Origin of the sequence: Streptomyces sp. NPDC094143 (assembly GCF_040303825.1) — a bacterium.
Classification (GTDB): domain Bacteria; phylum Actinomycetota; class Actinomycetes; order Streptomycetales; family Streptomycetaceae; genus Streptomyces.
In genome coordinates, this window is the sequence record NZ_JBEOTZ010000004.1 from 203554 (window position 1) to 228001 (window position 24448).

25 protein-coding genes and 1 pseudogene are annotated in these 24448 nt (G+C 74.4%); 16 read left to right on the plus strand and 10 right to left on the minus strand.

From position 1 onward, the window contains the following. Window positions 1–230: 230 nt before the first annotated feature. Entirely contained in the window at window positions 231–809 is a 579-nt protein-coding gene (locus tag ABTZ58_RS07480) for a TetR/AcrR family transcriptional regulator (RefSeq protein WP_351351546.1), read from the plus strand. Window positions 810–1269: 460 nt separating this feature from the next. Further along, the gene (locus ABTZ58_RS07485) at window positions 1270–2460 is read left to right on the plus strand and encodes a CaiB/BaiF CoA transferase family protein (RefSeq protein WP_351351549.1); all 1191 of its coding nucleotides are present in this window, start codon (window positions 1270–1272) and stop codon (window positions 2458–2460) included. Window positions 2461–2537: 77 nt separating this feature from the next. On the opposite strand, the gene ABTZ58_RS07490 is transcribed toward ABTZ58_RS07485, so the two are convergent. Further along, complete coding sequence (locus ABTZ58_RS07490) at window positions 2538–3182, minus strand: phosphoribosyltransferase (protein WP_351351855.1); 645 nt, start codon at window positions 3180–3182, stop codon at window positions 2538–2540. Window positions 3183–3295: 113 nt separating this feature from the next. Then, complete coding sequence (locus tag ABTZ58_RS07495; protein WP_351351552.1) at window positions 3296–3952, minus strand: dienelactone hydrolase family protein; 657 nt, start codon at window positions 3950–3952, stop codon at window positions 3296–3298. Between the two features lie 117 nt (window positions 3953–4069). Between ABTZ58_RS07495 and ABTZ58_RS07500 the strand changes: the two genes are divergently transcribed. From ABTZ58_RS07500 to ABTZ58_RS07515, 4 genes are all read left to right on the plus strand, one after another. Then, a complete protein-coding gene (locus tag ABTZ58_RS07500) occupies window positions 4070–5065 on the plus strand; it encodes a GlxA family transcriptional regulator (RefSeq protein ID WP_351351555.1) in 996 nt (331 codons plus the stop codon). After that, window positions 5062–5664: a DJ-1/PfpI family protein gene (locus ABTZ58_RS07505; RefSeq protein WP_351351558.1), complete on the plus strand. Its 603-nt coding sequence runs from the start codon at window positions 5062–5064 to the stop codon at window positions 5662–5664. The genes ABTZ58_RS07500 and ABTZ58_RS07505 overlap by 4 nt, the downstream gene beginning before the upstream one ends. A 57-nt stretch (window positions 5665–5721) precedes the next feature. Continuing rightward, window positions 5722–6174, plus strand: coding sequence for an archease (locus ABTZ58_RS07510; RefSeq protein WP_351351561.1), 453 nt, complete (start codon window positions 5722–5724; stop codon window positions 6172–6174). 161 nt (window positions 6175–6335) lie between these two features. Continuing rightward, entirely contained in the window at window positions 6336–7583 is a 1248-nt protein-coding gene (locus ABTZ58_RS07515; RefSeq protein WP_351351564.1) for an MFS transporter, read from the plus strand. A gap of 34 nt (window positions 7584–7617) precedes the next feature. On the opposite strand, the gene ABTZ58_RS07520 is transcribed toward ABTZ58_RS07515, so the two are convergent. Continuing rightward, on the minus strand, window positions 7618–8046 hold the full coding sequence (locus ABTZ58_RS07520; protein WP_351351858.1) for a VOC family protein: 429 nt from the start codon (window positions 8044–8046) through the stop codon (window positions 7618–7620). Between the two features lie 257 nt (window positions 8047–8303). Here ABTZ58_RS07520 and ABTZ58_RS07525 point away from each other — a divergent pair, with 257 nt between their 5' ends. Beyond that, window positions 8304–8678 (plus strand): SH3 domain-containing protein, encoded by a 375-nt coding sequence (locus tag ABTZ58_RS07525; RefSeq protein WP_351351566.1) that lies wholly within the window; start codon window positions 8304–8306, stop codon window positions 8676–8678. A gap of 85 nt (window positions 8679–8763) precedes the next feature. Beyond that, on the plus strand, window positions 8764–9138 hold the full coding sequence (locus ABTZ58_RS07530) for a peptidase M23 (RefSeq protein WP_351351569.1): 375 nt from the start codon (window positions 8764–8766) through the stop codon (window positions 9136–9138). A 93-nt stretch (window positions 9139–9231) separates the two neighbouring features. On the opposite strand, the gene ABTZ58_RS07535 is transcribed toward ABTZ58_RS07530, so the two are convergent. Then, the gene (locus tag ABTZ58_RS07535) at window positions 9232–9681 is read right to left on the minus strand and encodes a hypothetical protein (protein ID WP_351351572.1); all 450 of its coding nucleotides are present in this window, start codon (window positions 9679–9681) and stop codon (window positions 9232–9234) included. Window positions 9682–9954: 273 nt separating this feature from the next. On the opposite strand from ABTZ58_RS07535, the gene ABTZ58_RS07540 reads away from it, so the two are divergent. Further along, a complete protein-coding gene (locus tag ABTZ58_RS07540) occupies window positions 9955–11139 on the plus strand; it encodes a hypothetical protein (protein WP_351351574.1) in 1185 nt (394 codons plus the stop codon). A 73-nt stretch (window positions 11140–11212) separates the two neighbouring features. On the opposite strand, the gene ABTZ58_RS07545 is transcribed toward ABTZ58_RS07540, so the two are convergent. The 3 genes from ABTZ58_RS07545 to ABTZ58_RS07555 all read right to left on the minus strand — a co-directional run bounded on the left by ABTZ58_RS07545 (window position 11213) and on the right by ABTZ58_RS07555 (window position 14721). Then, window positions 11213–12760: a protein kinase domain-containing protein gene (locus tag ABTZ58_RS07545; RefSeq protein WP_351351577.1), complete on the minus strand. Its 1548-nt coding sequence runs from the start codon at window positions 12758–12760 to the stop codon at window positions 11213–11215. Further along, entirely contained in the window at window positions 12757–13530 is a 774-nt protein-coding gene (locus ABTZ58_RS07550) for a serine/threonine protein kinase (protein ID WP_351351580.1), read from the minus strand. The genes ABTZ58_RS07545 and ABTZ58_RS07550 overlap by 4 nt, the downstream gene beginning before the upstream one ends. Before the next feature lie 243 nt (window positions 13531–13773). Beyond that, complete coding sequence (locus tag ABTZ58_RS07555; RefSeq protein ID WP_351351583.1) at window positions 13774–14721, minus strand: SCO2400 family protein; 948 nt, start codon at window positions 14719–14721, stop codon at window positions 13774–13776. Between the two features lie 338 nt (window positions 14722–15059). On the opposite strand from ABTZ58_RS07555, the gene ABTZ58_RS07560 reads away from it, so the two are divergent. Continuing rightward, window positions 15060–15509 (plus strand): spore-associated protein, encoded by a 450-nt coding sequence (locus ABTZ58_RS07560; protein WP_351351586.1) that lies wholly within the window; start codon window positions 15060–15062, stop codon window positions 15507–15509. Window positions 15510–15589: 80 nt separating this feature from the next. Here ABTZ58_RS07560 and ABTZ58_RS07565 read toward each other — a convergent pair whose 3' ends face one another. Next, a complete protein-coding gene (locus ABTZ58_RS07565) occupies window positions 15590–16978 on the minus strand; it encodes a glycoside hydrolase family 43 protein (RefSeq protein WP_351351589.1) in 1389 nt (462 codons plus the stop codon). A 240-nt stretch (window positions 16979–17218) separates the two neighbouring features. Here ABTZ58_RS07565 and ABTZ58_RS07570 point away from each other — a divergent pair, with 240 nt between their 5' ends. Further along, complete coding sequence (locus ABTZ58_RS07570; protein WP_351351591.1) at window positions 17219–18643, plus strand: amidase; 1425 nt, start codon at window positions 17219–17221, stop codon at window positions 18641–18643. 114 nt (window positions 18644–18757) lie between these two features. Further along, on the plus strand, window positions 18758–19204 hold the full coding sequence (locus tag ABTZ58_RS07575; protein WP_351351595.1) for a type II toxin-antitoxin system PemK/MazF family toxin: 447 nt from the start codon (window positions 18758–18760) through the stop codon (window positions 19202–19204). Here ABTZ58_RS07575 and ABTZ58_RS07580 read toward each other — a convergent pair. Then, window positions 19167–19322 (minus strand): hypothetical protein, encoded by a 156-nt coding sequence (locus tag ABTZ58_RS07580; protein WP_351351598.1) that lies wholly within the window; start codon window positions 19320–19322, stop codon window positions 19167–19169. The two genes, ABTZ58_RS07575 and ABTZ58_RS07580, sit on opposite strands and share 38 nt — an antisense overlap. A gap of 232 nt (window positions 19323–19554) precedes the next feature. Next, window positions 19555–19716, minus strand: a pseudogene (locus tag ABTZ58_RS40115) (TIGR02452 family protein); the annotation flags it as partial. Between the two features lie 331 nt (window positions 19717–20047). On the opposite strand from ABTZ58_RS40115, the gene egtA reads away from it, so the two are divergent. The 4 genes from egtA to egtD are packed head-to-tail and all read left to right on the plus strand — an operon-like array spanning window position 20048 to window position 24436. After that, a complete protein-coding gene (egtA, locus tag ABTZ58_RS07585; RefSeq protein ID WP_351351601.1) occupies window positions 20048–21349 on the plus strand; it encodes an ergothioneine biosynthesis glutamate--cysteine ligase EgtA in 1302 nt (433 codons plus the stop codon). Beyond that, a complete protein-coding gene (gene egtB / locus ABTZ58_RS07590) occupies window positions 21346–22689 on the plus strand; it encodes an ergothioneine biosynthesis protein EgtB (protein WP_351351604.1) in 1344 nt (447 codons plus the stop codon). The genes egtA and egtB overlap by 4 nt, the downstream gene beginning before the upstream one ends. Then, window positions 22689–23477 carry an ergothioneine biosynthesis protein EgtC gene (egtC, locus tag ABTZ58_RS07595; RefSeq protein WP_351351607.1) on the plus strand — a complete coding sequence of 263 codons (789 nt, stop codon included), beginning with the start codon at window positions 22689–22691 and terminating at the stop codon, window positions 23475–23477. Before egtB ends, egtC begins: the two co-directional genes overlap by 1 nt. Beyond that, window positions 23474–24436 (plus strand): L-histidine N(alpha)-methyltransferase, encoded by a 963-nt coding sequence (gene egtD, locus ABTZ58_RS07600; protein WP_351351610.1) that lies wholly within the window; start codon window positions 23474–23476, stop codon window positions 24434–24436. The genes egtC and egtD overlap by 4 nt, the downstream gene beginning before the upstream one ends. Window positions 24437–24448 lie beyond the last annotated feature (12 nt).

Consider the following 24448-nt stretch of genomic DNA (forward strand, 5'->3'; position numbering starts at 1 on the left):
TCTTTCTCACATCGCGAGGTCAGGCGGGGGCGTAGGGGTGGCGGCGCCGGTTCCCGCCCGGGCAGGATGCGGGGGCGGACCGGCCGTGACGGGGCCGGTACGAGGTGTCCGCGGGACGGGCACGCCGGTACGATGAGACAAGCGGACAGTTGTCCGTTACCCGGAAAACGTAACGGACAGCTGTCCGCTTAACAAGGACGGGTTTCGGCCACCGATCGCGAGGAGGGCGAGTGCGGCAGCGGAAGGACGCTCCCCTGCGCTCGGACGCGCAGCGCAACCGCGAGCGCATCCTGGAGGTGGCCGTGGTCGAGCTGACGCGCTCGGCGGACGCGCCGCTGAGCGCCATCGCCAGGAAGGCGGGCGTCGGGCAGGGGACGTTCTACCGTCACTTCCCGAGCCGTGAGGCGCTCGTCATGGAGATCTACCGCCACGAGATGCGGCAGGTCGCCGAGTCGGCGGCGCCCCTGCTGGAGTCGCGGGAACCGGACCGGGCGCTGCGCGAGTGGATGGACCGCCTCGCCCGGTTCGCCATGACCAAGGCGGGTTTGGCCGACGCGATCCGCCAGGCCACGAGCGCGCCGGGGAAGCCGCAGAAGCCGGGGCACACCCCGGTGACCGAGGCGGCCGAACTGCTGCTGCGCGCCGCCGAGGAGGCCGGCAGCATCCGCCCGGGCATCAGCGCGGACGACCTGTTCCTCGCCATCGGCGGCCTCTGGACGATCGACCCGCACGACGACTGGCAGCCCCGCGCGACCCGCCTGCTGGACCTGGTCATGGACGCGCTGCGGGTGGGGGCGCCTGGGCGGTGACGGGCCTGCCGGGGCGGATGCACACGTGAAGTCCGGGCGGTGAGCGACTGCACGCGGGCGGCCGGGCGCCTGGTGGGGTGGGACGCGCGTGCCGCAAGCCGGGTCGGGCGACTGCCGGGCTCCGGCCCGGCCCGGCTCCGCTCGGCCGGCAGCCGCAGCACCGTGCCGCCCGGGGGCGGCGAGGGCGGGGTGTCCGGCCCGGGTCCCGGTTTCGCACCGGGTGGCGGCACCCCGGCTCGGGCGGGTGAGCACCGGCAGTTCCCCCGGCGCTGACCGGGGGCGCCGCTGATGCGTGTACCGCGCCCGGCCCTGGCCTGCGCCACCCGGCCCGGTTCCAGGGCCCGTCCGGCGCCGCACGTCTCCACCGTGATCCGAATCGCCCCGGGCGCCCCGTCCCGCCTCCTGCCCGTGGGAGACACTGTCGGGGCGCCCTCCCGCACGAGGATCTGGAGCCTGAGGCATGAGCGTGCAGCGGTATCCCCTGTCCGGGGTCACGGTGGTCAGCGTGGAGCAGGCGGTGGCCGCGCCCTACGCCACCCGGCAGCTCGCCGACCTCGGCGCCCGGGTGATCAAGGTGGAGCGCCCCGGCGACGGTGACTTCGCCCGCCGCTACGACACCACCGTGCACGGGCACTCCAGCTATTTCGTGTGGATCAACCGCTCCAAGGAGTCCCTCACCCTCGACCTCAAGGACCCGCGCGGCCGGGAGATCCTGCACGAACTCCTCGACGGCGCCGACGTGTTCGTACACAACCTCGCCCCGGGCGCCGCCGGCCGCCTCGGCCTGGACGCCGCCACCGTCACGAGGTGCCGCCCCCGGCTGATCCCGTGCACGATAAGCGGCTGGGGCACGACCGGCCCCTGGGCCGACCGCAAGGCCTACGACCTGCTCGTGCAGTGCCAGACCGGGCTGGTGTCGCTGACGGGAACCCCGGACACGACGGCCCGGACGGGGATCTCCGTGGCCGACATCGCCGCGGGGATGTACGCGTACAGCGGCGTCCTGACGGCCCTGTACACCCGCGCCGTCACGGGAGAGGCGCACCCCGTGGAGGTGTCCTTGTTCGAGGCGCTCGCCGAGTGGATGGGCCAGCCCGCCTACTACACCCGGCACGGCGGCACCCAGCCCCCGCGCCTGGGCACCTCCCACGCCACCATCGCGCCCTACGGGACGTACCCGGCCGCCGACGGCAAGGAGGTGCTGTTCTCCATCCAGAACGAGCGGGAATGGACGGCCCTGTGCACCGAGTTCCTCGGCCGGCCGGAACTCGTCGGCGATCCGCGCTTCGCCACCGCCTCCGACCGCGTGACCCACCGCGAGGAGCTCGACACGATCATCGCCGGCCGCTTCGCCCGCTCCACGTCCGAGGAGATCCTCCAGGACCTGGAGCGGACCGGCATCGCCTGCGCCGGCGTCAACGACGTCGCCGCGTTCCTGGATCACCCGGTGCTGGCGGCCCGCCGCCGCTGGACCGAGATCGGCGTGCCCGGCGCCACGGTGGAGGCCCTGCTCCCGCCGGCCGACCTCGCCGGCCTGCCCGCCCGCATGGACCCGGTACCGGCCGTGGGCGAGCACACGGGGGCGATCCTGGCCGAACTGGGCCGCACCGAGGACGAGGTGGCGGCGCTGCGCGCGGACGGCGTCGTCTGACGGGTGGGCCGCGGGGGAATGGCACATCGTGGCCCCCGCCGGCTGATCTCCGCCACTCCCGCCCGCTGAACGCATGGTCAAAGATGCACGTGGAGCGCCTCCAGGACGTCCTGGTCCGTCAGCTGCCCGAAGTCCTCGTACCACAGGCCCACGGCCATGAACGCGGCCGGCACGTGCAGGCAGACCACCTCGTCCGCCTCGGCGCGCATCGCTTCGGCCGCCTCCCGGGAGCACACCGGCGCGGCCAGCACCACCCGTCCGGGTTCCCGACGGCGTACGGAGCGCAGCGCGGCCCGTGCGGTGGAGCCGGTCGCCAGGCCGTCGTCGACGACGATCACGGTCCGTCCCCGCAGGTCCGGCGCGGGGCGGTCCTGCCGGTACAGCCGTTCGCGGCGGCGCAGTTCCGCGCGCTCCCGTTCGATGACGCGGGCCAGGGCGGTCGCACCGATGCCCAGGTGGCGCAGGGCGTCCTCGTCGATGAGGGGCACCTCGTCGCCGGCCATCGCACCGACGCCGAGCTCCTCCTGGAAGGGTGCCCCGATCTTGCGGACGACGAGCACGTCGAGCGGGGCGTGCAGGGCCGCGGCGACCTCGCGGGCCACGGCGACGCCGCCGCGCGGCAGCGCCAGGACCACGGGATCCGGCAGGGCCCCCTCCTGCTGCCGGATGCGCAGCGTTTCGGCCAGTTCGACGCCGGCCTGCCGACGATCACGGAACCGCATCTCGCTCACCTCCGCTTCCCGCACGGAGAGGTTCCCCCGGCCGGTCGGGCTCCCGCGTACCCCGCGGCCCGGCGGACGATGCGCACCCGGGACGAGGAGTGCGCCGGCCGCCGTCAGCCCGCCACGGTCCGCAGCTGTTCGACGCACCACCGCCGGACCGTCTCGGTGACCTGGTCCAGTGCGCCCGGCTCCTCGAACAGATGGGTCGCGCCGGGCACCACGTGGAGGGTGTGCGGGACGTGCAGCCGGCGGGCCGCCTCCTCGTTGAGCCACAGCACGTGCCGGTCCTGGCCGCCGACGATCAGCAGCACCGGGGCGCGGACGGCGGCCAGGGCCTCGCCCGCCAGGTCGGGCCGCCCGCCGCGTGAGACGACCGCCTGCACCCGGCCGGGCCGTTCGGCGGCGGCGACCAGGGCCGCGCCGGCGCCGGTACTCGCCCCGAACAGGACCACGGGCAGGCCGCGGGTGCCGGGCCACCGGGCCAGTTCGTCGATGGCGGCGACCAGCCGCCGGCCCAGCAGCGGGATGTCGAAGCGGAGTGCGGCGGTGCGCGCGTCCTGCCGCTCCTCCTCCTCGGTGAGCAGGTCGATCAGCAGGGTGCCGAGCCGCGCGGTGCACAGGCCGGCGGCGACCTCGCGGTTGCGGGGACTGTGCCGGGAACTGCCGCTGCCGTGCGCGAACAGCACGACCGCGCGGGCGGCCGGCGGCACGGTGAGATCACCGGTGAGAACCGCGCCGCCGACGGGCACGGTGACCGTCCGGGAGTCCATCGGGAGCCTCCTCTCCCCCGGCTCCCGTGGTACCCCCGCAGCCGCGGACGTCCCATGGCGCGATGTGTGGGATGCCCGTCGTTGACGCCGTGATCCGGGCCGGTGGAGCGTGGAGGGGTGAGTGATCCCCGTGTCGTCTTCGTCGTCTTCGACGGCTTCCAGCCGCTCGATCTCACCGGCCCGCACGAGGTGTTCGACGGCGCGGGCGGCTACGTCTGCCAGGTCGTCGGGCCCCGGGCGGGGCCGGTGTCGTCGTCGAGCGGGCTGCTGGTGCACGCCGCGCACGGCGTGGCGGACCTCGATCCGGCCGGGGCGGACACCCTCGTGGTGGTCGGCGGCCGGGGCGTGGACCGGGCCTGCCGGGACGCCGGGCTGGTCTCCTGGGTCGCGGCCGCGGCAGCCGGTGCCCGCCGTGTCGCCTCGGTGTGCAGCGGCGTGTTCCTGCTGGCGGCCGCGGGTCTGCTGGAGGGGCGCCGGGTCACCACGCACTGGGCCCGCGGGGAGCAACTGGCCCGGGAGCATCCGGGGGTGCGGGTGGACTGCGACCCGGTCTTCGTCCGGGACGGGCCGGTGTGGACGTCGGCCGGGGTGAGCGCCGGGATGGATCTGGCGCTCGCCCTGGTGGAGGACGACCTCGGCCGGGACGTCGCGCACGCGGTGGCCCGCCGGCTCGTGCTGTTCCTACGCCGGCCGGGTGGTCAGTCGCAGTTCAGCGTGGCGCTGTGGTCGCGGCAGCCCGCGACGGATCCGGTGCGGGCGGCCGTCGCCGCCGTCCACGCCGATCCGGGTGCCCGGCACGACATCGCCGCGCTCGCCGCGCGCGCCGGGCTGAGCCCGCGCCACCTGCAGCGCCGCTTCACCGCCGAACTGGGCGTGCCGCCCGCCGCGTACGTCGAGCGGGTGCGGGTCGAGGCGGCACGTCGCGCGCTCGCCGCGGGGGACGAACCGGTGGAGGCGATCGCCCGCGGCTGCGGCTTCGCCACCGCCGAGACCCTGCGCCGCGCCTTCCACCGCCGGCTCGGCGTCGCGCCGTCGGACTACCGCGCCCGGTTCCGCTCCACGGCGGGACCGGCCGGCGCCCATCCCGTTCCAGAGGAAGGACGACCCGTATGACGACCTACGGCCTGCTGGTCTTCGAGGAAGCCGAGGAGCTGGACTTCGTCGGCCCTTGGGAGGTCTTCACCGTCTCCGCGGCGCTGCGCGACGGGGCCGACCGGGCCGTGCTCCTCGCCGAGCACCCCGGCCCGGTCCGCTGCGCCAAGGGCCTGCGTGTGCTGCCCGACCACACGCTCGACGACCATCCGCCGCTGGACGTGCTGCACGTCCCGGGCGGCCGGGGCGCCCGGGAGGCGCAGGTGCACAACCCGGTGGTGACCGGCTGGATCGGGAGGACGGCCGAACAGGCGGCGTGGGTGCACGGCGTGTGCACCGGCACGTTCCTGCTGCACGCGGCCGGGCCGGCCCGCGGACGGCGGGTGGCGACCCACTGGAGCCATGAGGACACCCTCCAGGCGCGCGGCGACGTCATGGTGGTCCGGGACGCCCGCTACGTGGTCGACGGCAACCTGGTCACCAGCCAGGGCGTCTCGGCCGGGATCGACAGCGCCCTGTGGCTGGTCGGCCGGCTGCACGGCCGGGACCACGCGCGGGCCGTGCGCCGCCACATCCAGTACGACCCGGCCCCGCCCTACCTCGCGGACGAGCCCCTCTGACGCACCGGTCCGGACCGGGCACCGCATGGGAACGCGGCCTTCGGGCAGGCGGTGTTCATGGGCGGTGACACGGAAGACGGGCAGGTACGTCAGCCGGGCGCGAGCGGGCACCGGGCGGTGCCGCACCCGGGCGACATCCGGATCGAGGCCTGGGCGGCGTGCCGGGAGCACTGTCTGGCGGAAGCCGTCCTGGCGATGGTGGAGTGCTTCGCGGACCTCTCCGGGGTGCGGCCCACGGCCGTGGACCGGGTGCGGCTGGGCGAGGCCAGCGACGACGACCTGCTCGCGGCGCTGCTGGACGAGGTCATCTTCCGGATGGAGGCGTACGGCGAGGTGCCCGTCGACGTGGAGGCGGACGAGGCCGACGGCGGTCTGGACGTCCGGCTCGCGGTCACCGCTCTCGCGGACGTGCAGATCACCGGCGCGGTCCCGAGGGCGGTGGCGTGGGAGGAGCTGCGGATCGGGCCCGATCCCTACGGCTGGTCGTGCTCGGTGCGGGTCGACGCCTGACCCCGCCGGGCCGCGACGCCCCTCCGCGCCCACCTCTGCGCCACAACCATCGGTTGTGGCGAGGGTGACGTTCGGTTGTTTGATCCCCGGGCCCGCTCCTGGCTTGGATGGCTCCCGGTCAACGGGGGGTTGTCCACCAGAGCGGGGAGGGCAGGCGGGGGATGGCGGGCGGGCGGTCGCTGGGGCGGCGCTTCGGGTGGCTGTGGGGCGCGTACGCGCTCAGCACGGCCGGGACGTGGCTCGCGTTCGACGCGTTCGCGCTGATCGCCGTGGTCGTGCTGCACGCCGGCCCCGCGCAGGTGGCGCTGCTGGCGGCGGCGGGACCGGCGGTCGGCGCCGCGGTGTCGGTGCCGCTCGGGCCGTGGGTGGAGGTCCGCCGCAAACGGCCCGTGATGATCGCCATGGATCTGGTCCGCTGCGCGGTGCTGCTGAGCGTCCCGGTGGCGTTCGCCCTGGGACGGCTGGGCTTCGGGCAGTTGCTGCTGGTGTCGGTGGCCGTGGCGGCGGCCGACATCACGTTCAACGCGGCGGCCGGGGCCTTCCTGAAGGAGCTCGTGCCGGGACCGGACCTGCTGGTGGCGAACGGGCGGTTCGAGGCGACGTCCTGGACGGCCAGCATGGTGGGGCCGCCCCTGGGCGGGGCGGCGATCGGGCTGCTCGGCCCGGTGACGACGGTGGTCGCCGACGCGGTGAGCTATCTGCTCTCGGCGGCCGGGCTCCGGGCGATCGGCGGCCCGGAGAAACATCCGGTGCGGCCGGCGGCCCGGCCGCGCGCCGGTGACCTGGCGGCCGGCTGGCGCCACATCATGGCCGATCCAATCCTGCGCCCGCTGTTCCTCCACACGGTCGCGTTCAACGCCCTGGTCATGGCGGGTACGCCGCCGCTGCTGGTCCTCATGGTGGGCGACCTGCACTTCGCCCCCTGGCAGTACGCCCTCGCGTTCGCGGTGCCCTGCGCCGGCGGCCTGCTCGGCTCCCGGCTGGCCCCCCGGCTCGTCGCGCGCCACGGCCGGCACCGGGTGCTGCGCGCGGCGGGGACGCTGCGCGCCTGCTGGCCGTTGGGCCTGGCCTTCACCGGTCCCGGGGCGCCGGGGCTGGCGCTGGTGATGGTGGTCGAGTTCGGCCTGATCACCTGCTGTGGCGTGTTCAACCCGGTGCTGGCCACCTGCCGGCTGGAGCGGACCCCGCCGGACCGGGTCACCCGCACCCTGTCCGCCTGGTCGGCCACCGCCAAGGCCACGACCGCGGCCGTGACGGCCCTGTGGGGTGTGCTGGCCGGCCTGACCGGCCCCCGTACGGCCCTGGCCCTGGCGGGCGCGCTCCTCCTCGCCACCCCGCTCCTGCTCCCCCGCCGGGACCACGCCCTCGCGCAGTCCGCGCCCCGGGCGCCGGCGCCGGACGGCGGCTGAACGGCCGTTCAGCCGCCGCGCGGCTCCTGCCGGCTCAGACCGCCCCGGCGACGTCCTCCGTGACCCCGTTCAGGGGGGAGGCGGGATCGGTGCCGTACGGGCGGGTGATGATCTCCAGGCCGTGGCCGGACGGATCGAGGAAGTAGACGCCCCGGCCGCCGTCGTTGCGGTTGATCCGGCGCGGGTGGTTGCCCTGCGGGTCGGCCTGGATCGGGATCCGGTCCTCGACGAGGCGGGCGAGGGCCTCGTCGAACTCGTCCTCGGAGACGAGGAACGCGTAGTGCTGCATGGGGATGTCGGCGTCGATGGTGAGGAAGTCCAGCGTGACGCCGTTGGCGGTCGTCACCGGCAGGAACACCCCGGTCGGCGCCCCGACCTCCAGGCCGAGGATCTTCGCGAGGAAGTGGGCGGACTGCTCCCGGTCACGGGACAGGACGATGGTGTGATTGAAGTCGACTGACACGGTCAATGCCTCCACGGGCATCTCCACGGCGCCTCCATGCCTCACCCGGCCGGTGACCGGCACGCGATGCCGCGCCGTGGATCGTAGACAGGGGCGGGCACGGTCGTCGAGCGGTTTTCGGCCGTGTCCGAGCGGCTCCCCGGCGCGGGTCCGTCGGCCCTGCCGGTGCGGGCGATCCTGACAATTGTCAGGGACCGTGTCGTCCCGGGTCTCCCTACAGTGCTGAGCGTCGGACACACCATCAGGGGGATCTCGACATGTCCATTCGTCTCTTCGCCAAGGCCGCGCTCGTCGGCGCCGGGGCGCTCGCCCTGCTCGGACCGCTCACCGCCGGGACCGCCACCGCGGCCACCAGCGGCGAGCAGGGCGGCGCCCGCGTGCTGGCCGCGCCGTACGCGGTCGTGCCCTACGAGGCCGTCAACGTCCGCAGGGGTCCGGGCACCGGCTACGGCATCATCACCACCGTCCCGGCGGGCCAGCCGCTCGGCGCCTACTGCTGGACCCGCGGCGAGCGCATCAACGACAACGGCTACTCCAACGACGTCTGGGTCAAGCTCCTGGAGGGCTACGTCAGCGCCGTGTACCTCAAGGGCAACGAGTACGGCGACCTGCCGGCCTCGGCGCGCTGCTGACCCGGCATGACCACGTCGGATCGCGGTGACCGCATCGCCCACGCCGACCACACCCTCAACTCCTAGTCCTACGGGGGACAGACACATGAAGCGACTGATCAGCCGCACCGCCCTGGGCCTCGCCGCGGCCGCGCTCGCCGTCGGCGGTCTCGCCACCTCGGCGCAGGCGGCCCCGGCCGTCGCCAGCGGCGGCGACCCGGCGCTGACCGACGTCTACATCTGGGCCACCGACGTGAACCTGCGTCAGCAGCCCACGACCGACTCCCCGCGTCTCGCGCAGCGTTCGCAGTGGTGGGCGGACGCCATCTGCCAGACGCAGGGCCAGACCGTGCACGACCCGGCGGTCGGCACCAACAACTGGTGGACCGCCGTCATGGAGTTCTCGGGCAGCGACGTCGCCTGGGTGAACAACCTGTACATCCGCGGCGGCCAGAAGATCGCCGGCGTCCCGGACTGCTGACGCACCGTCCCGTCCACCGGCCCGCGGCCGGTGGACGGGCAGCCCGACGGGGCGGACCGGAGTGCCGGTCCGCCCCTTCGGGCTGCGCGCCGCTCAGTACCAGCCGGTCTCGACCAGGTCGTGGCCGTCGCAGGAGAGCACGGCCTTCGAGACGCGGCCGTGGAGGTTGTTGCCCATCATCGTGTAGGCGTAGTTGATACCGGGGTCGACGGTCTCGGAGACCCAGCCGTCGACGCGCCCCACGCCGCTGTCGGAACGCTGGAGCACGGCGGCACAGCCGGCCCGGGAGTTCTCGATCCGGGCGAACGAGCCGCACTTGTCGGAGTAGAAGTACTTCAGGGCCATGCCCCCGGCGTACTTGGTGGGCCCGATCTGCCGGAACGTGCCCGAGCAGTAGGAGGTGGTGGGGTACTGCCCCTCGTTCCCGTAGGCCCCGTAGTTGCCGCCCGAGTGGGGAGCCGCCTGGGCGGAGGTGGGGAGGAGCGCCATCACCGCGGCGGCGCCCCCGGCTGCCAGCAGTGTCCTGAGAGATCGGCGGCTCATGAGTCCTCTTTCGTGTGGTCGTCGGATGTGTCCGGCCGTGCGCGGGCGACCGGCTGCCCAGCCGGCCGTCGCTCGCTGCCAAGACCGTACGGTCCGTCATCCCGTCCGCGGCACCTGACATCTATCAGGGTGGCACCGCAGGTCGCCCGGGGTGCGGAGGGGCGCAGTGGCCCCCTGACATCCGTCAGGACCGTTCACCCGCGTCGGCCCCTACTGTGTCGGCCACGGGGCCGAGGTTCCCCGCGGACCACCGGCAGACCAGGAAGGGCAACCATGCGCATGCTCCTGCGCGGCGCCGCCGCGCTCGCGGCCGTCGTCACGGTCGCGTCGCTCACGAGCGGTGCGGCGGCACAGCCACGGCCGGAGAGGGCGGCGGGCACCGTCCGGGCGGCGGCCGCCCAGATCCCGCCGGGCGTCACGGCCGGCGTCGCCGTCTACGACCGCCGCACCGGCACGTTCACCGAACAGGTCAACGACAGCGCGCAGTTCCGGTCCGCCTCGGTCGTGAAACTGCTGCTGGCCCTGGACTTCCTGTGGAACCGCGGGCCCGACTACACGATCCCCGCCGCCGACCGGGCGCTGCTGGAGCCGATGCTGCGCAGCAGTGACGACGCCGCCGCGAACCACTACTGGTCGACGTACGGCGGCTCGGCGATCATCGACCGGATGGCCGCTCCCGACCGGCTCGGCCTGCGCGACACCCAGGGGCCGCCCGCGGGCTACCCGGGCTACTGGGGCTACACCGCCGTGTCGGCCCGGGACACGGTGACGATCTACCGGTACGTCCTGGAGAAGGCGCCCGCGCCCGTGCGCACCTTCATCATGGACAACCTGCGGGCCTCGACGCGCTGCGCCTCCGACAAGTTCGACCAGCACTTCGGCATCGCCGGGGCGTTCGACCGGCCGTGGGCGGTGAAGCAGGGCTGGGCCGGCAAGTACGCGGAGGGCACCTGCGGTCCGCAGGGCGCGGCGGGCGCCCGGGCCGCGACGGGCGAGGGGGCCGAGGGGGCCGCCGCGCGGGGTGCGGCGGACGTGGATCTCACCCGTCCCGCCCTGCACAGCACCGGCACGGTGGGAGCCGACGACCGGTCGATCGTGGCCGTGCTGACCACGCACCCGGTCGGCACCTCCTACGGGAAGGCGTACACCGACATCGGGCGGCTGACCCGCTCGCTGAACGTGCCGGGTGGGGTGCGGCCGGCGGGGACGTGGTTCGGCACCTGGGGCGAGTTCGTGAACGTCCGCAAGGGACCGGCCACCGGTGACGACCGGATCACGCAGCTGCCGGCCGGGGTCGAGGTGCTGGTGGGCTGCCAGGTGCGCGGCCAGGTGGTCAACGTGCCGCCCTACACCAACGACTGGTGGGCCTATCTGCCCCAGTACAAGGGCTACATCTCCAACATCTACATCAGTTCGCCGGACAACCGGCTGCCGAACGTCCCGGAGTGCGCCGCGTAGCGGTCCGCGACGGGAACGGGGGACGAGCGGGGGGTGGGGCCGAGGCTCCGCCCCCCGCTCGCGTCGGTGCGTCTCAGCGCTGGTACTCGGCGAGGTAGCCGAGCACCCTGTCGACGTGCGGCCGGACCCGCTCGGGGACGCCGCCCTCCTCGATGACCGTGCGGTCGCTGGTGCGGTAGCCGGCCGCGACCAGTGCGGGCAGGTCCTTCTTCGGCAGCCCGGCCTCCTTGAAGCGCTGGTCGAGCCAGCACACGTAGCCGCTCATGGTGGAGATCGCGTCCGGCGGCGACATGTGGTCCTTGTCTCCGTCCTCGTCCCCGTCCACCGCCCAGGCGTTGAACACCGCCGGCGTCCACATGGCGATGCCGTACTCGTCGCTCTCCGGGCGGGAGGCCTTCGGGTCGAAGCCGCTCTCGGCCTTGATCATCGCGGCGAGCAGGGCGGGGGTGATCTCCTCGTCGGTGCAGCGGTGCGCGGCGCGGGTGATGACGGGGCGCAGCGCCTCGGGCACGTCGGAGTCCGCGGGGATCTCCCCGGGCGGAAGACCGCTCGGGCCGGTGGCGGTGGGGGCGGAGGCACCGCTGTCGCGGTCCTCGTCGTCCGTGCCCAGCAGGGCGACCGCGGCGAGTGCGGCGGCGGTCGCGATCACGAGCCCGGCCGCGGTGGCCGGCACCAGGCGTCTTCGGCGGCGCGCCGGGCCGCCGGTGATCTCCTCGACACGGCCGGCGACGCTGAGGGCCGTGTGCGGGAGGCGGGTGGTGTGGTCGGGTGCCAGGCAGTCGGCGATCAGCCGCCGCAGGTCCTCGTCCAGACCGGCGTCGAGCCGCAGGGACGCGGTGCCGCGGGCGTAGCTCTGGGCGGCGAGGGAGCGGGCCCGCGCCGTGGCGCCCGGGAAGGGGTGCAGGCCACCGGTGAGGACCTGGTGGGCGAGCACGCCGAAGGCCCAGATGTCGGCGGTGGGCCTGACGAGGGCGCCCTCGGTGCCGGTGCGCTGGGACCACCACTCGGGCGGCAGGTGGTCCAGCGTGCCGAGCGGCGGCAGGTGGGCGTGGGTGCCGTCGAGTTCGGCGGCCAGCCCGAAGTCCGCCAGCCACACCTGCCCGTCCGCGCCCAGCAGGACGTTGGCGGGTTTGAGGTCTCCGTGCACCCAGCCGGCGGCGTGCATGTGGGCGAGTCCGGCGGCGACGCCGCGCAGGACGCGGGCGGCGTCGTCGATCGGCCCGCCGGTGACGGCCGCGTCGAGGACGTCCTTGAGGCTGGCCTCGGCCCGGTCCATGACGAGCGCGATCGCCCCGTCCAGGGCGGGCAGTTCCGGTGCCTCCACGGTGCACACGGCGTGGGTGCGCACCAGGTGCGGGTGGTCGGCCTCCGCGCTGAAGCGGACCTCGCGGGCCACGAGTTCGCCGAGTGCGGCACGCTGCCCCGGGCCCAGGGAACCGGTCGGCAGCACCTTCACCGCCACGGGCGTGCCGTCGGCGACCGCACGGGCCTCGTAGACGGTTCCCCAGCCGCCCGATCCGATGACCGCGCCCACGGCCCAGCCCTCGATCCGGAAGCCCTCCGGGAGGCGGGGCCGGGGTGTCTCCAGGTCGTCCTCGTGGGTGTCGTGTCCGGAGGTCATGCTCCGGCCTCCTGCGGGGTGAGGCGGCCGGCGTTGCGCGGCGGCAGCAGGGCGAGGTGCTCCTCGCGGACCAGGCCGAAGCGCAGGGCGACGGAGGCCAGCCGGGTGCGCTTGGCGCCGGTCGCGGTGTCCTCGCCGAGGTCGAGGCGGAGCTTGGCGAAGGCGAGGTAGTCGATGTGGTAGTTGACGGCGGAGCGGGTCAGGTCCCGGCAGGACGGCAGCGGCCGCAGCCGCTCCACGATCTGCCCGACGCCGGGCAGCGCCGAGTCGGAGGGGTCGCGCAGCCGGGGTTCGCACAGGGCCACCAGGACGAGGAAGTACTTCGACGTGGGGTCCAGGGCGAAGGGGTGGACGGTCTGTTCACCGCCGCCCGGCAGCGACTGCTCGCCGAGGTAGGCGTGCTGGGGCGCGAACACCTTGAACGTGGCGGTGCCGGACAGGGCCGGGAGCACCACCCGGGAGAACTCGAAGGGCACGGGAGCGCCGAGCCTCCCCGGTGCGACGGTGATGTACTCGCCGGCACCCTCCAGGTTCTCCACGACGTACGACACGCTGCGGCTGAAGTTGGACATCCGCCAGTAGTCCCCGGCCGCTTCCAGCTGCCCGGCCCGGCGCGAGATGCCGGGGTCGGTCAGGACGATGCGCACCCCCGACCCCCCGCGGCCGAAGTCCGCGACGTCCCCCGGTCCCAGGTGGATCAGTTCGGGACTGCCCGAGTCGTCCTCGCCCCACTGCGACGGACCGGGCAACTGCACGATGATGGTTTCCACGCGGACTCCCCCGCTGATGACGCCCCCGATTTGGTCGCCAGGATTGTACGGGCGGATTCCACTTTGCGCGGAGGCGGCGCGGTCCGCCTCGGCCATCGCGCCGGGGACGCCGCGCGACGCACGCGAGTTCCCGCCATGATCCGCCCCAAGGCATCCCGCCGCGAACCGCAACTAGCGTGCCTGCAGGGCGAGTTGGGAACAGAAGAAGGCGGCAGGGCCGTCGGGGCGGCCGGTGGCGGGGAGTCAGCCGAGGCAGATGACGAGGAGGCACAGCTCCTTCGGCTTCGGGTCGGACGGCGGCGTCGTGGGCGAGGTGGGGCTCGTCGCGGGCGGCTCGGCCGCCGGGGGCGCCGGCTGCTGGGCGTCCGAGCCGGCGGCCGGGGGGGCCGTGGGGTCGGTGGCGCCCGACCCGGCGGAGCCGGAGGAGCCGGTGGCCGTGTCGGCGGCACTCGGGGCGGTGGTGCGGCGCGGCGGCGTCGTCAGCGGCAGCTCGCGCGGCGTGGCGGCCGTGTCCGTCCGGGTGTCAGCCGGCGCGATGCGGGGATCGGCGGCCCGGGGCTGCTGGTGGCGCGAGACGCGGCCGGCGTACGGCGGGGTGGTGGGCGAGGTGCGCGGGGCGGCGTTCTGACCGGCCGCCGGCTCGGTGTACGCCGGCGCCTCACCCTTGGCGCCGCCCATGGGGGTGTCCTCCGGCGTGGTGGCCGCCTGGACGCCGGGCGCCGCGTCGCCGCTCATCGCGGAGACGGTGAGGCCGCCGCCGACGAGCGCGACGGCGGTGGCGACCACGGCCCGGCGCTGGTTCTTCTTCCAGCGGGCCAGCTGACGCCGCCGGGCCGCCCGCCCCTGCGGGCGTGCCGCGTAACCGTCGGGCAGGCCGGTGTCCGGGGCCTCGTACGCGTCGGCCGGGCCGGTGCCGGCGGCCTCGTCACGGCCGTCCCCGGCGCCGGGGACGTCCCGGGGGCCGGCGGGGGCCCCGTCCCACAGGGTGCCGTCGTGCCAGGTGCCGGCGGCGGTCGGACACTCCCGTACGGCCGGGTACTCCTGTACGGCCGGCCCGGCCGCGGCGGTCGCGGAGGCCCGGCCGGTGCGGCCGTCGCCGGCGGTGGGGTCGATGTCCGGGGCGTAGGCGCCGCACCCCGGGCAGACCAAGGCGCCGTTGAGGTGCCGACGGCACGAGGAGCAGTAGTCCATGTGTGGTCTTCCCGATCTGGCTGTTCCGGCGGCTCGCCGGCCGCGGCCTGGTCACGTTCGCACGTGGGATCGAGCCGTAACGCTAACGAGACTTTGAACAGTCCGTGTGCAGCCTGTGTGTCACCCCTGCGCAGATCCTCTGGATCTCCGGTGTGGTGCGGGTGACCGGTGAGTGGACCGGCCGGAAACCGGGCATCCTCGGCCGTCCGGCCCCGCCGCGTCCGGCACGGGAACACCAACTGGCTTGTTTTTCCCGGTACATGACGCACAACCCTTTGCGCCTCCGGCGGGTCACACCATGCAGGAGCAACCACCTCGAAGAGTTGCAAGGGGGAAATATGAGATTCGCCCGTTCCATCCTGTCCGCGTCCGCCGTGGCGGCGCTGTCGCTGGGGACCATGACCGCCCTGGCCGCGCCGGCCTCCGCCGCACCCGACACCACGCCGCAGAAGGTCTGTGGAAGCGGCTACAAGACGGTCAACTCGGCATCCGTCGGCTCGCTGGGGACGGTCTACCTGACCTACAACTCCGCCAACGGCCAGAACTGCGTCGCGACCATCCGCAACAACCCGGGCACGGCCGTGAACATGTCGGCCTGGATCTTCGTCCCGGACACCGAGGAGAGCCACTACGACGAGGGCCTGTTCACGTCGTACGCCGGACCGGCCTACGTGCACGGCAAGGGCCACTGCGTCGACTGGGGCGGCAGCATCGCCAACACCTACGTGCAGGTGTACGGCTCCAACTGCGGCTCCCTGAAGGAACACCGGGTGACCTTCACCCGCTGATCCACCTCCGGCCGGCCACCACGGACACCGTGTCCGTGGTGGCCCGGTCACGTCCGGGCCGGGAGCCGCGCAGCGACCGGTCAGGCCCAGGCCGCCACCGGCAGGAACGAGCTGTCCTGACGGAACAGGTCCGTGCCGTTCGAGCGTTCCACGCGGAGCTGGTAGGCGTAGTGGCGCAGGTAGTGGCCGGGGTGGTTGTACGACTCGAAGCGGACGGAGCCCGCCGCCGCGCCGGCGCGCAGGACGAACGTGGCGTCCCCGGCGAACGTGCTGGTGCCGTCGTTCGCGTCGAAGCGCGCGCGGAAGTCCCAGTGGCGCAGGTACTTGCCGAACGCGTCGCGGAAGGAGTAGCCACTGCCGTCGGCGAGGCCGGCGACGACCGTGAAGGTGGCGGCCTGCTTCTCCGCGGTGGTGCTGGAGCCGCTGACGACCGGCAGGTCCAGCAGCGAGGACCGCTGCTGCCAGTAGCGGGTCGCGTAGTTGGCGGAGCGGAAGGAGCGGGTGACGTTCCGGGCCAGGGCCGGTCCGCCCGCCACGGTCTCCTTGACGACCGTGAAGTGCCGGGCCGTGCCGGAGATCGCGGGCAGTGCGGCCGGCGCCGTCCAGGTGGCGAAGGTGTCATGGCTGTCGCTGTAGTAGTAGTTCCCGTCGCCGTAGCCGTCGAAGAAGATCCGCCAGGCCCCGTTGTCGAGCCGCACCAGCGCCGGGCCCTCGCGGTAGCCGCCCCAGCCGGCCCAGTCGCCGGTCCGGCGGATCGTGTAGGGGCCGGCGAGGTTCGAGGCGGTGGCGTACTCGATGTACTTCGTCGTCTCGTTCTTCGGGAAGGCGTGGTACGTCGAGCCGGTCCGCACGATGAACGTGTCGATGTGGTTGGCGCCGATGCCGGCCAGGGGCACTGGTGAACTCCACGCCGTGAGGGCCGAGTCGGTGGCCCGCAGCAGATAGGGCGTGAAGATCCACTCGTTGTCGGTGGTGGAGCAGGAGACGATGAGGTGCACGCTGCCGTCGCCGTCGACGAACCACTCCGGCGCCCAGGCCCGGGAGAGGTTGGCCACGGGAACTCTGTAGTCGTACAGGAAAGTCCAGTTGACGCGGTCGGAGCTGCGGGCGAAGCCGATGGTCGTGCTGGTGTCCTGCCAGGTGCGCGTGGTGTAGGTGACGTAGTAGGAGCCGTCGGTGTGCCTGATGACGCTCGCGTCGCGGATCCGGCCGGCGGGTGGCGTGTACGCGGAGGCGCGCAGCAGGCGGAAGTCGGTGGCGTCGTCCGACTGGTAGACGTTCACCGTGCCGTCGTCGCTGTCGAGGAACGGCACGATCGTGTAGCGCGTGGCCGAGCCGCTCGGGGGTGCCGCCGCCAGGGCGCTGCCGAGCAGTCCGGGCGTCCCGCCCAGCAGCGCCGCCGAGGCGGGCACGGCGGCCAGGGCGCGCAGCAGGCCGCGGCGGGACGGGGCGACGGGATGTGGGGTCACGGAGCTCTCCCTCGAGCAACCGGATTCGACATGTCGAACAGAGTTCGGCACATCGATCAGCGAGTGGGGGCTCAGAAACTAGAGGCCGGTCGAAGGGCCGTCAATGGTTTGAACAGCGGCGGATGAGCCCAGTGAGGAAGACGTGGCCCGTGGGTGAACGTCCACTGCCGACAGCGGCGTTCCCCCGCCGGCCACCGGACGTTACCGTTCGGTAGACAAGCCGCTTCCGGAGGTGTCCGCATGACGCTCGACCGTGCCGCAGGCCTGACGGAGACCGCTCGTGCGCTGGCCGCCGGGGAGGTGACGTCCCGGGCGCTGGTGGAGCGCACCCTGGCGCGCGTCGAGGCGACGCAGGGCGACCTCAACGCCTTCCGGATCGTGCGGACCCGGGCGGCGCTCGCGGAGGCCGAGGCGGCCGACCGGGAGCTGGCCGCCGGGATCCGCAAGCCGCTGCTCGGTGTGCCCGTCGCGGTGAAGGACGACATGGACGTGGCCGGCGAGCCGACCGCGTTCGGCTGCTGCGGGGAGTTCCCGCCGGTCACCGAGGACGGCGAGGCCGTACGGCGGCTGCGCGCGGCCGGGGCCGTGATCGTCGGCAAGACCAACACCTGCGAGTTCGGGCAGTGGCCCTTCACCGAGGGGCCCGCCTTCGGCGCGACCCGCAACCCGTGGAGCCCGGACCACACCCCTGGCGGTTCCTCGGGCGGCTCGGCGGCGGCGGTCGCCGCCGGGCTGGTGCCCGCCGCGCTCGGTTCGGACGGCGCCGGTTCGGTGCGGATCCCGTCCGCCTGGACCCATCTGGTGGGCATCAAGCCGCAGCGCGGCCGCATCTCCACCTGGCCGCGCGGCGAGTCCTTCCAGGGCATCACCGTCAACGGCACCCTCGCCCGCACGGTCGCCGACGCTGCCCTGCTGCTGGACGCGGCGAGCGGCAACCACGCCCGGGACCCGCACCGCCCGCCGGCGCTGGACGTCTCGGCCGCCGTGGGGCGTGACCCCGGGCGGCTGCGCATCGCGCTCTCCCTCAAGCCGCCGTTCACGGCGGTGCCCGCGCGCCTGCTGCCGGAGGTCCGCACCCGGGTCGAAGCACTCGCCGAGCACCTCGCCGCCGCGGGACACCGGGTCGAGGAGGCCGACCCGCCCTACGGGCAGATCGGGCTGACGTTCGTGCCGCGCGCGACGGCCGGGATCGCCGAGCGGGTGGGCGAGGCGCCGTTCCCGGCGCTGCTGGACCGGCGCACCCGGGACGCGGCCCGGCTGGGCCGGCTCCTCGGCGGGGCCCCGCTCAGGGCGGCGCGGCGGGCGGAGGCCGTGCTGCACCGCCGTATCGGCGCGTTCTTCACCTCCTACGACGTCGTCCTCGCGCCCACGACCGCCGCTCCCCCGCCCCGCATCGGCGCCCTGCTGGAACTCAGCGGGTTCGCCACCGACCGGGCGATGATCGCCGCCTGCCCGTACGCCTGGCCGTGGAACGTGCTGGGCTGGCCGGGGATCAACGTGCCCGCCGGCTTCACGCCGGACGGCCTGCCCGTGGGGGCCCAGTTGCTCGGCCCGGCGAACAGCGAGCCGCTGCTGGTGCAGGTCGCCGCGCAGCTGGAGGCGGAGCTGCGCTGGTCCGAGAAGTGGCCGTCGCCGCCGGTCACGGTCCGTTCCGCCGCGGCCTGAGCGCTCCTGGGCGCCGGGTGCCGCACGCCGCTCGACGCACGGCCGGGAAGGGCGCCGGTGGACGACGAGCGCCCCGCCGGGCGTGGTCGCGGACGCAGCCTCTAGGGTGCCCCCGTGACCGCGATTCCGGATGAGAACGTCCCCGGCCGCCACGGCCCCTCCGCCACCGTCCAGGCCGACCCGCGCGAGGTGGGCCGGGTGCGCACGGAGTACTCGCCCGCCCACGACGGCGACCCCGACCCGGGCGAGATCGTCTGGACGTGGGTGCCGTTCGAGGAGAACGACGGGCGGGGCAAGGACCGGCCCGTGCTCGTCGTCGCCCGCGAGCCGGCCGGGACGTTCCTCGCCGTACGGCTGTCCAGCAAGCGGCACGACGGCGACCGGGAGTGGGTGCCGATCGGCAGCGGCCCCTGGGACCGGTCGGGCCGGGAGTCGTGGGTCGACGTCGACCGGGTGCTGCGCCTGCACGAGGACGGCATGCGCCGGGAGGCCTGCGCGCTGGACCGCATGCGGTTCAACGCGGTCAGGCGCCGGCTGCAGGAGCGCTACGGCTGGAGCTGAGCGCCTCGGCGGGGCCCGGGCCGTCCGCGTGAGCGGTGCCGAGCACCTTCTCGAAGGCGCCCAGCACCCCGCGGTCGTTCGTCCGGTCCAGGACCCGGAACATCCCGTGCTCGAACATGCCCGCGAACTGCTCGCCGGGCCCCAGCAGCCCCGAGCGCCCCCGCCCCCTGCGCCGGGTCGTCGCGGAGCACCACGCCCGCGTGGGGCGCGTGCCCGGGCGCCGTTGAGGCAGCCGCCGCCCGGGATGGGGGCACCTCCCTGCTCGAACGAAGTCGAGAGCTCGCCGGGACGGCCGAGGCGGAGTTCAGCACGGCCACGGGTCCGCCCAGCCGGCTGGCGGCCTCCGGACCGCTCCCGCCGGTGACCTCGACCAGCGTGCGCGTCACCCGGACGGCGGACACCGTTACCGGTTCCGGCCCGTGGACCCGCGTGCCCTCGCGCGCCGCCCGCACCGGCGCCGCGCAGGAGACCTCGCGCCCGCCCGGGGCGCGGCCAGGCCCCGCCGCGACGATCCGCCCGGATCCCGCGCGATACCGCGCAGCCGCGCGCTCACGGCGCCACCCCCGTGCGCGCCGTGACCGCGTGCCGCGCGGCCGGTTCTGTCGTGCTCACGACGGCATCGTGGCCGACGCCGAACCCCGGCGCAACGCGATTTCCGTGGCCGGGAGAACGCCGGGAAAGCACCGCAGAACGCACGACCGCCCCCCGTGACGGAACCAGAACGTCCCGATTCGCCCCCTTGTGCCGAGCGGCTCGAACGTCTTGGGTGGAACGAGTGATCCCGGCCCGGGCCGCCGAAGAGCCCGGACCGGTGGCATGGTGGAATCTCAGGAGGATCCCGACATGTCCGATGCGACAAGTGGCTGTACCGAGCCACGCACCCTGTTGTCCGAGGCGGAGGTCGAGGCCCTGGTCCGCGGCATCTGTTTCAAGACCGGCCCGCCGCGCCGCCTCGGTGTCGAGGTGGAATGGCTCGTCCACGAGCTGCGCGCACCGCAGCTCCCCGTCACACCCGAACGACTCGAAGCGGCCTACGCCGCACTGCGGACCCTGCCCCTGAGGTCGGCGCTCACCGTGGAGCCCGGCGGCCAGCTGGAGCTGAGCTCGCCCCCCGCCGCCTCCCTGACGGAGGTCGTCCGCACCGTCTCCGCCGATCTGGACGCCGTCCGCGCGGTCCTGCGCGAGGACGGTCTCGCCCTCGTCGGCCTCGGCCACGATCCGTGGCACGAACCCCGCCGGTTCCTGCGCGAGCCGCGCTACGACGCCATGGAGGCCTGCCTGGACCGCGACGGTCCCGCCGGCCGCGCCATGATGTGCACCTCGGCCTCCGTGCAGGTGTGCCTGGACGCCGGCCACGAGGAGCCCGGCCCCCTCGGCCATGTGCGGCGCTGGTGGCTCGCCCACCACCTGGGCGCGGTCCTGGTGGCGGCGTTCGCCAACTCCCCGCTCGCCGGCCACCGGCCGACCGGCTGGCTGTCGACCCGGCAGCTGCTGTGGACCAGGATCGGCGCCGGCCGGGCGGGCGGCCCGCCGCTGGACGCCGACCCGCGCGGCGCCTGGGCCCGGCACGTGCTGGACGCCCCCGTGATGTGCGTACGGCACGACGGCGCGCCGTGGGAGGTCCCGGACGGGCTCACCTTCCGCGAGTGGATCCGCACCGGCGCGCCCCGCCCGCCCACCCGGGAGGACCTCGACTACCACGTCAGCACGCTGTTTCCGCCGGTCAGGCCGCGCGGCCATCTCGAACTGCGCATGATCGACGCGCAGCCCGGCGACGACGGCTGGATCGTGCCGCTGGCGGTGGTCGCGGCGCTGTTCGACGACCCGGAGGCCACCGAGACCGCCTACCGGGCCGTGAAGCCGCTGGCCGAACGGACACTGGGGCTGCCCGCGCCGCACAACCCGCTGTGGCTGGACGCGGCCCGCTCGGGACTGGCCGACGCCGAACTGCGCGAGGTGGCCGTCACCTGCTTCACGACCGCGCTGGACGCCCTGCCCCGGCTGGGCGCCGCCCCCGGGGTCGTCGAGGCCGTCACCGCCTTCCTGGACCGCCATGTCGTCCTGGGCCGCTGCCCCGCCGACGACCTGCTCGACCGACAGCGCGGCACGGACGGTCGCGCCGACGAGAAGGACTTCCGCCCATGACCGACCTCTCCCCCGCCGTCGCCACGGACGGCGGCGCCGCCGATCCGGAGGCACTGCGTTCGCGCGCGGTCGCCGCGCTCATCGTCGCCCGCGACCGCACCACACTGCTGACCAGCTGCGTCGAGGAGCCCGACCTGACCGCGCAGCACTCACCCCTGATGTCGCCGCTGGTGTGGGACCTCGCCCACATCGGCAACCAGGAGGAGCAGTGGCTGCTGCGGGCCGTCGCCGGGCAGGAGGCGATACGGCCCGAGATCGACAGCCTCTACGACGCCTTCGAGCACCCGCGCGCCGAGCGGCCGAAACTGCCCCTGCTCTCCCCCGCCGAGGCCCGCCGCTACACGGCCGACGTACGCGCCCGGGCGCTGGACGTGCTGGAGAAGGCCGCCCTCCACGGGACGCGGCTGACCGAGGCCGCCTTCGCCTTCGGGATGATCGCCCAGCACGAACAGCAGCACGACGAGACCATGCTGATCACCCATCAGCTGCGCACCGGTCCACAGGCCCTGACCGCCCCGGACCCGGAGCCGGTGCCGCTGTTCACCGGCCCGTCCGAAGTCCTCGTGCCGGGCGGCCCCTTCACCATGGGCACCTCCGACGAACCGTGGGCCCTGGACAACGAACGCCCCGCGCACCGGCGCGAGGTGGCGCCTTTCTTCATCGACACCACGCCGGTGACGAACGCCGCCTACCAGGCGTTCATCGAGGACGGCGGGTACACCGACCACCGCTGGTGGGCGCCAACGGGCTGGGCGCACATCCGCAGGCACGACATCGGCGCCCCGCTGTTCTGGCGGCGGGACGGCAGGCAGTGGCTCAGGCGCCGCTTCGGCGTCACGGAGGTCGTCCCGCCCGACGAGCCCGTGCTGCACGTGTGCTGGTACGAGGCCGACGCGTACGCCCGCTGGGCCGGACGCCGGCTGCCCACCGAGGCCGAGTGGGAGAAGGCGGCCCGCCACGACCCGGCCGGCGACCGTTCCACGCGCTACCCCTGGGGCGACGCCGACCCGGGCCCCGAGCACGCCAACCTCGGCCAGCGGCACCTGCGCCCCGCCCCCGCCGGCAGCTACCCGGCCGGCGAGTCGCCGCTCGGCGTACGGCAGTTGATCGGCGACGTCTGGGAGTGGACGGCGAGCGACTTCCTGCCCTACCCGGGCTTTCGGGCGTTCCCGTACAAGGAGTACTCGGAGGTCTTCTTCGGGCCCGAGCACAAGGTGCTGCGCGGCGGTTCGTTCGCCGTGGACGCGGTGGCCTGCAGGGGCACGTTCCGCAACTGGGACTACCCGATCCGCCGGCAGATCTTCTCCGGGTTCCGCACGGCCCGCTCGGAGGACGTCTGATGTGCCGTCACATCGCTTATGTGGGACCCGAGGAGCCGCTCGGCCGGTTCCTGGTGGAGCCCCCGCACGCGCTGTACCGGCAGTCGTGGGCACCCCGGCACCAGCGGTACGGGACGGTCAACGCCGACGGTTTCGGCGTCGGCTGGTACGCGGAGAAAGACCCGGTGCCGGCCCGCTACCGCCGGGCCGGGCCGATCTGGGCGGACCTGTCGTTCGCCGACCTCACCCGGGTCGTGCGGACCACCGCGCTGCTCGCCGCGGTGCGGGACGCGACCCTGTCGGGCGCCGACGCGGAGGCCGCCGCGGCCCCGTTCGCGGCGGGGGCCTGGCTGTTCAGCCACAACGGTGCGGTCCGGAGCTGGCCCGGCTCCCTGGCCGCGCTGTCCCGGACGCTGCCGCACGAGGACCTGCTGTCGCTGGAGGCCCGCAACGACTCGGCGCTCGTCTGGGCGCTGGTCCTGGCAAGGCTGCGCGGCGGTGACGAGGAGGGCCAGGCATTGGCCGACACGGTGCTGGAGGTCGCGGCGGCGGCCCCCGGCTCCCGCCTCAACCTGCTGCTCACCAACGGCGACACCGTCACCGCGACCGCCTGGGGCGACACCCTGTGGTACCTCACCCGGCCCGGCGGCGGCACCGTCGTGGCCTCCGAGCCCTACGACGACGACCCGCACTGGCGGGAGGTCCCCGACCGCACGCTCCTCGCGGCCAGCCGCACGGACGTGCTGCTCACCCCGTTGAAGGAGCCGGCCGAACCCCTCGCGCCATCCTCGAAGGAGCCCCGTACGTGAGCCCGTTCCACCTCACCCGCACGCTGCCCGGGGACGCCACGGAGGCCGCGCTGCGCGCCGACGTCCACCGGGGTCTGACCGGCCGCCCCAAGACGCTGCCGCCCAAGTGGTTCTACGACGCGCACGGCAGCGACCTGTTCGAGCAGATCACCGGACTGCCCGAGTACTACCCGACACGCGCCGAACGGGAGATCCTCCTCGCCCGCTCCGGCGCCATCGCCGCGGCGACCCGCGCCCGCACCCTGGTCGAGCTGGGCTCCGGCTCCTCCGAGAAGACGCGGCACCTGCTGGACGCCCTGACGGACCTGCGCACATACGTCCCGGTCGACGTCAGCGGCAGTGCCCTCACCCAGGCCGGGCAGGCGCTCGCCGCCGAGCGGCCCGGGCTGGACGTGCACGCGCTGATCGCCGACTTCACGGCGGAGCTGACGCTGCCGGACACGCCCGGGCCCCGGCTGGTGGCGTTCCTCGGCGGCACCATCGGCAACCTGCTGCCCGCCGAGCGCGCCGCGTTCCTGGCCTCCGTGCGCGCCCTGCTCGCCCCGGGCGACGCCCTGCTGCTCGGCACGGACCTGGTCAAGGACGAGGAGGTGCTGGTCCGGGCCTACGACGACGCCGCCGGGGTGACGGCCGCGTTCAACAAGAACGTGCTGACCGTGATCAACCGGGAGCTGGGCGCCGACTTCGAGCCCGGCGCGTTCGACCACGTGGCCCTGTGGGACGCCGGGCACGAGTGGATCGAGATGCGGCTGCGCTCCCGTACGGCGCAGACGGTGAAGGTGCCGGCGCTCGGCCTCGCCGTCGACTTCGCGGCGGGCGAGGAGCTGCGCACCGAGGTCTCGGCGAAGTTCCGGCAGCAGGGCGTGCGCGCCGAACTGTCCGCGGCGGGGCTGGACCTGGCGCACTGGTGGACGGACGACGCGGGCCGGTTCGCGCTGTCGCTGAGCGTGGCGCGCTGACACCGGAGGGTT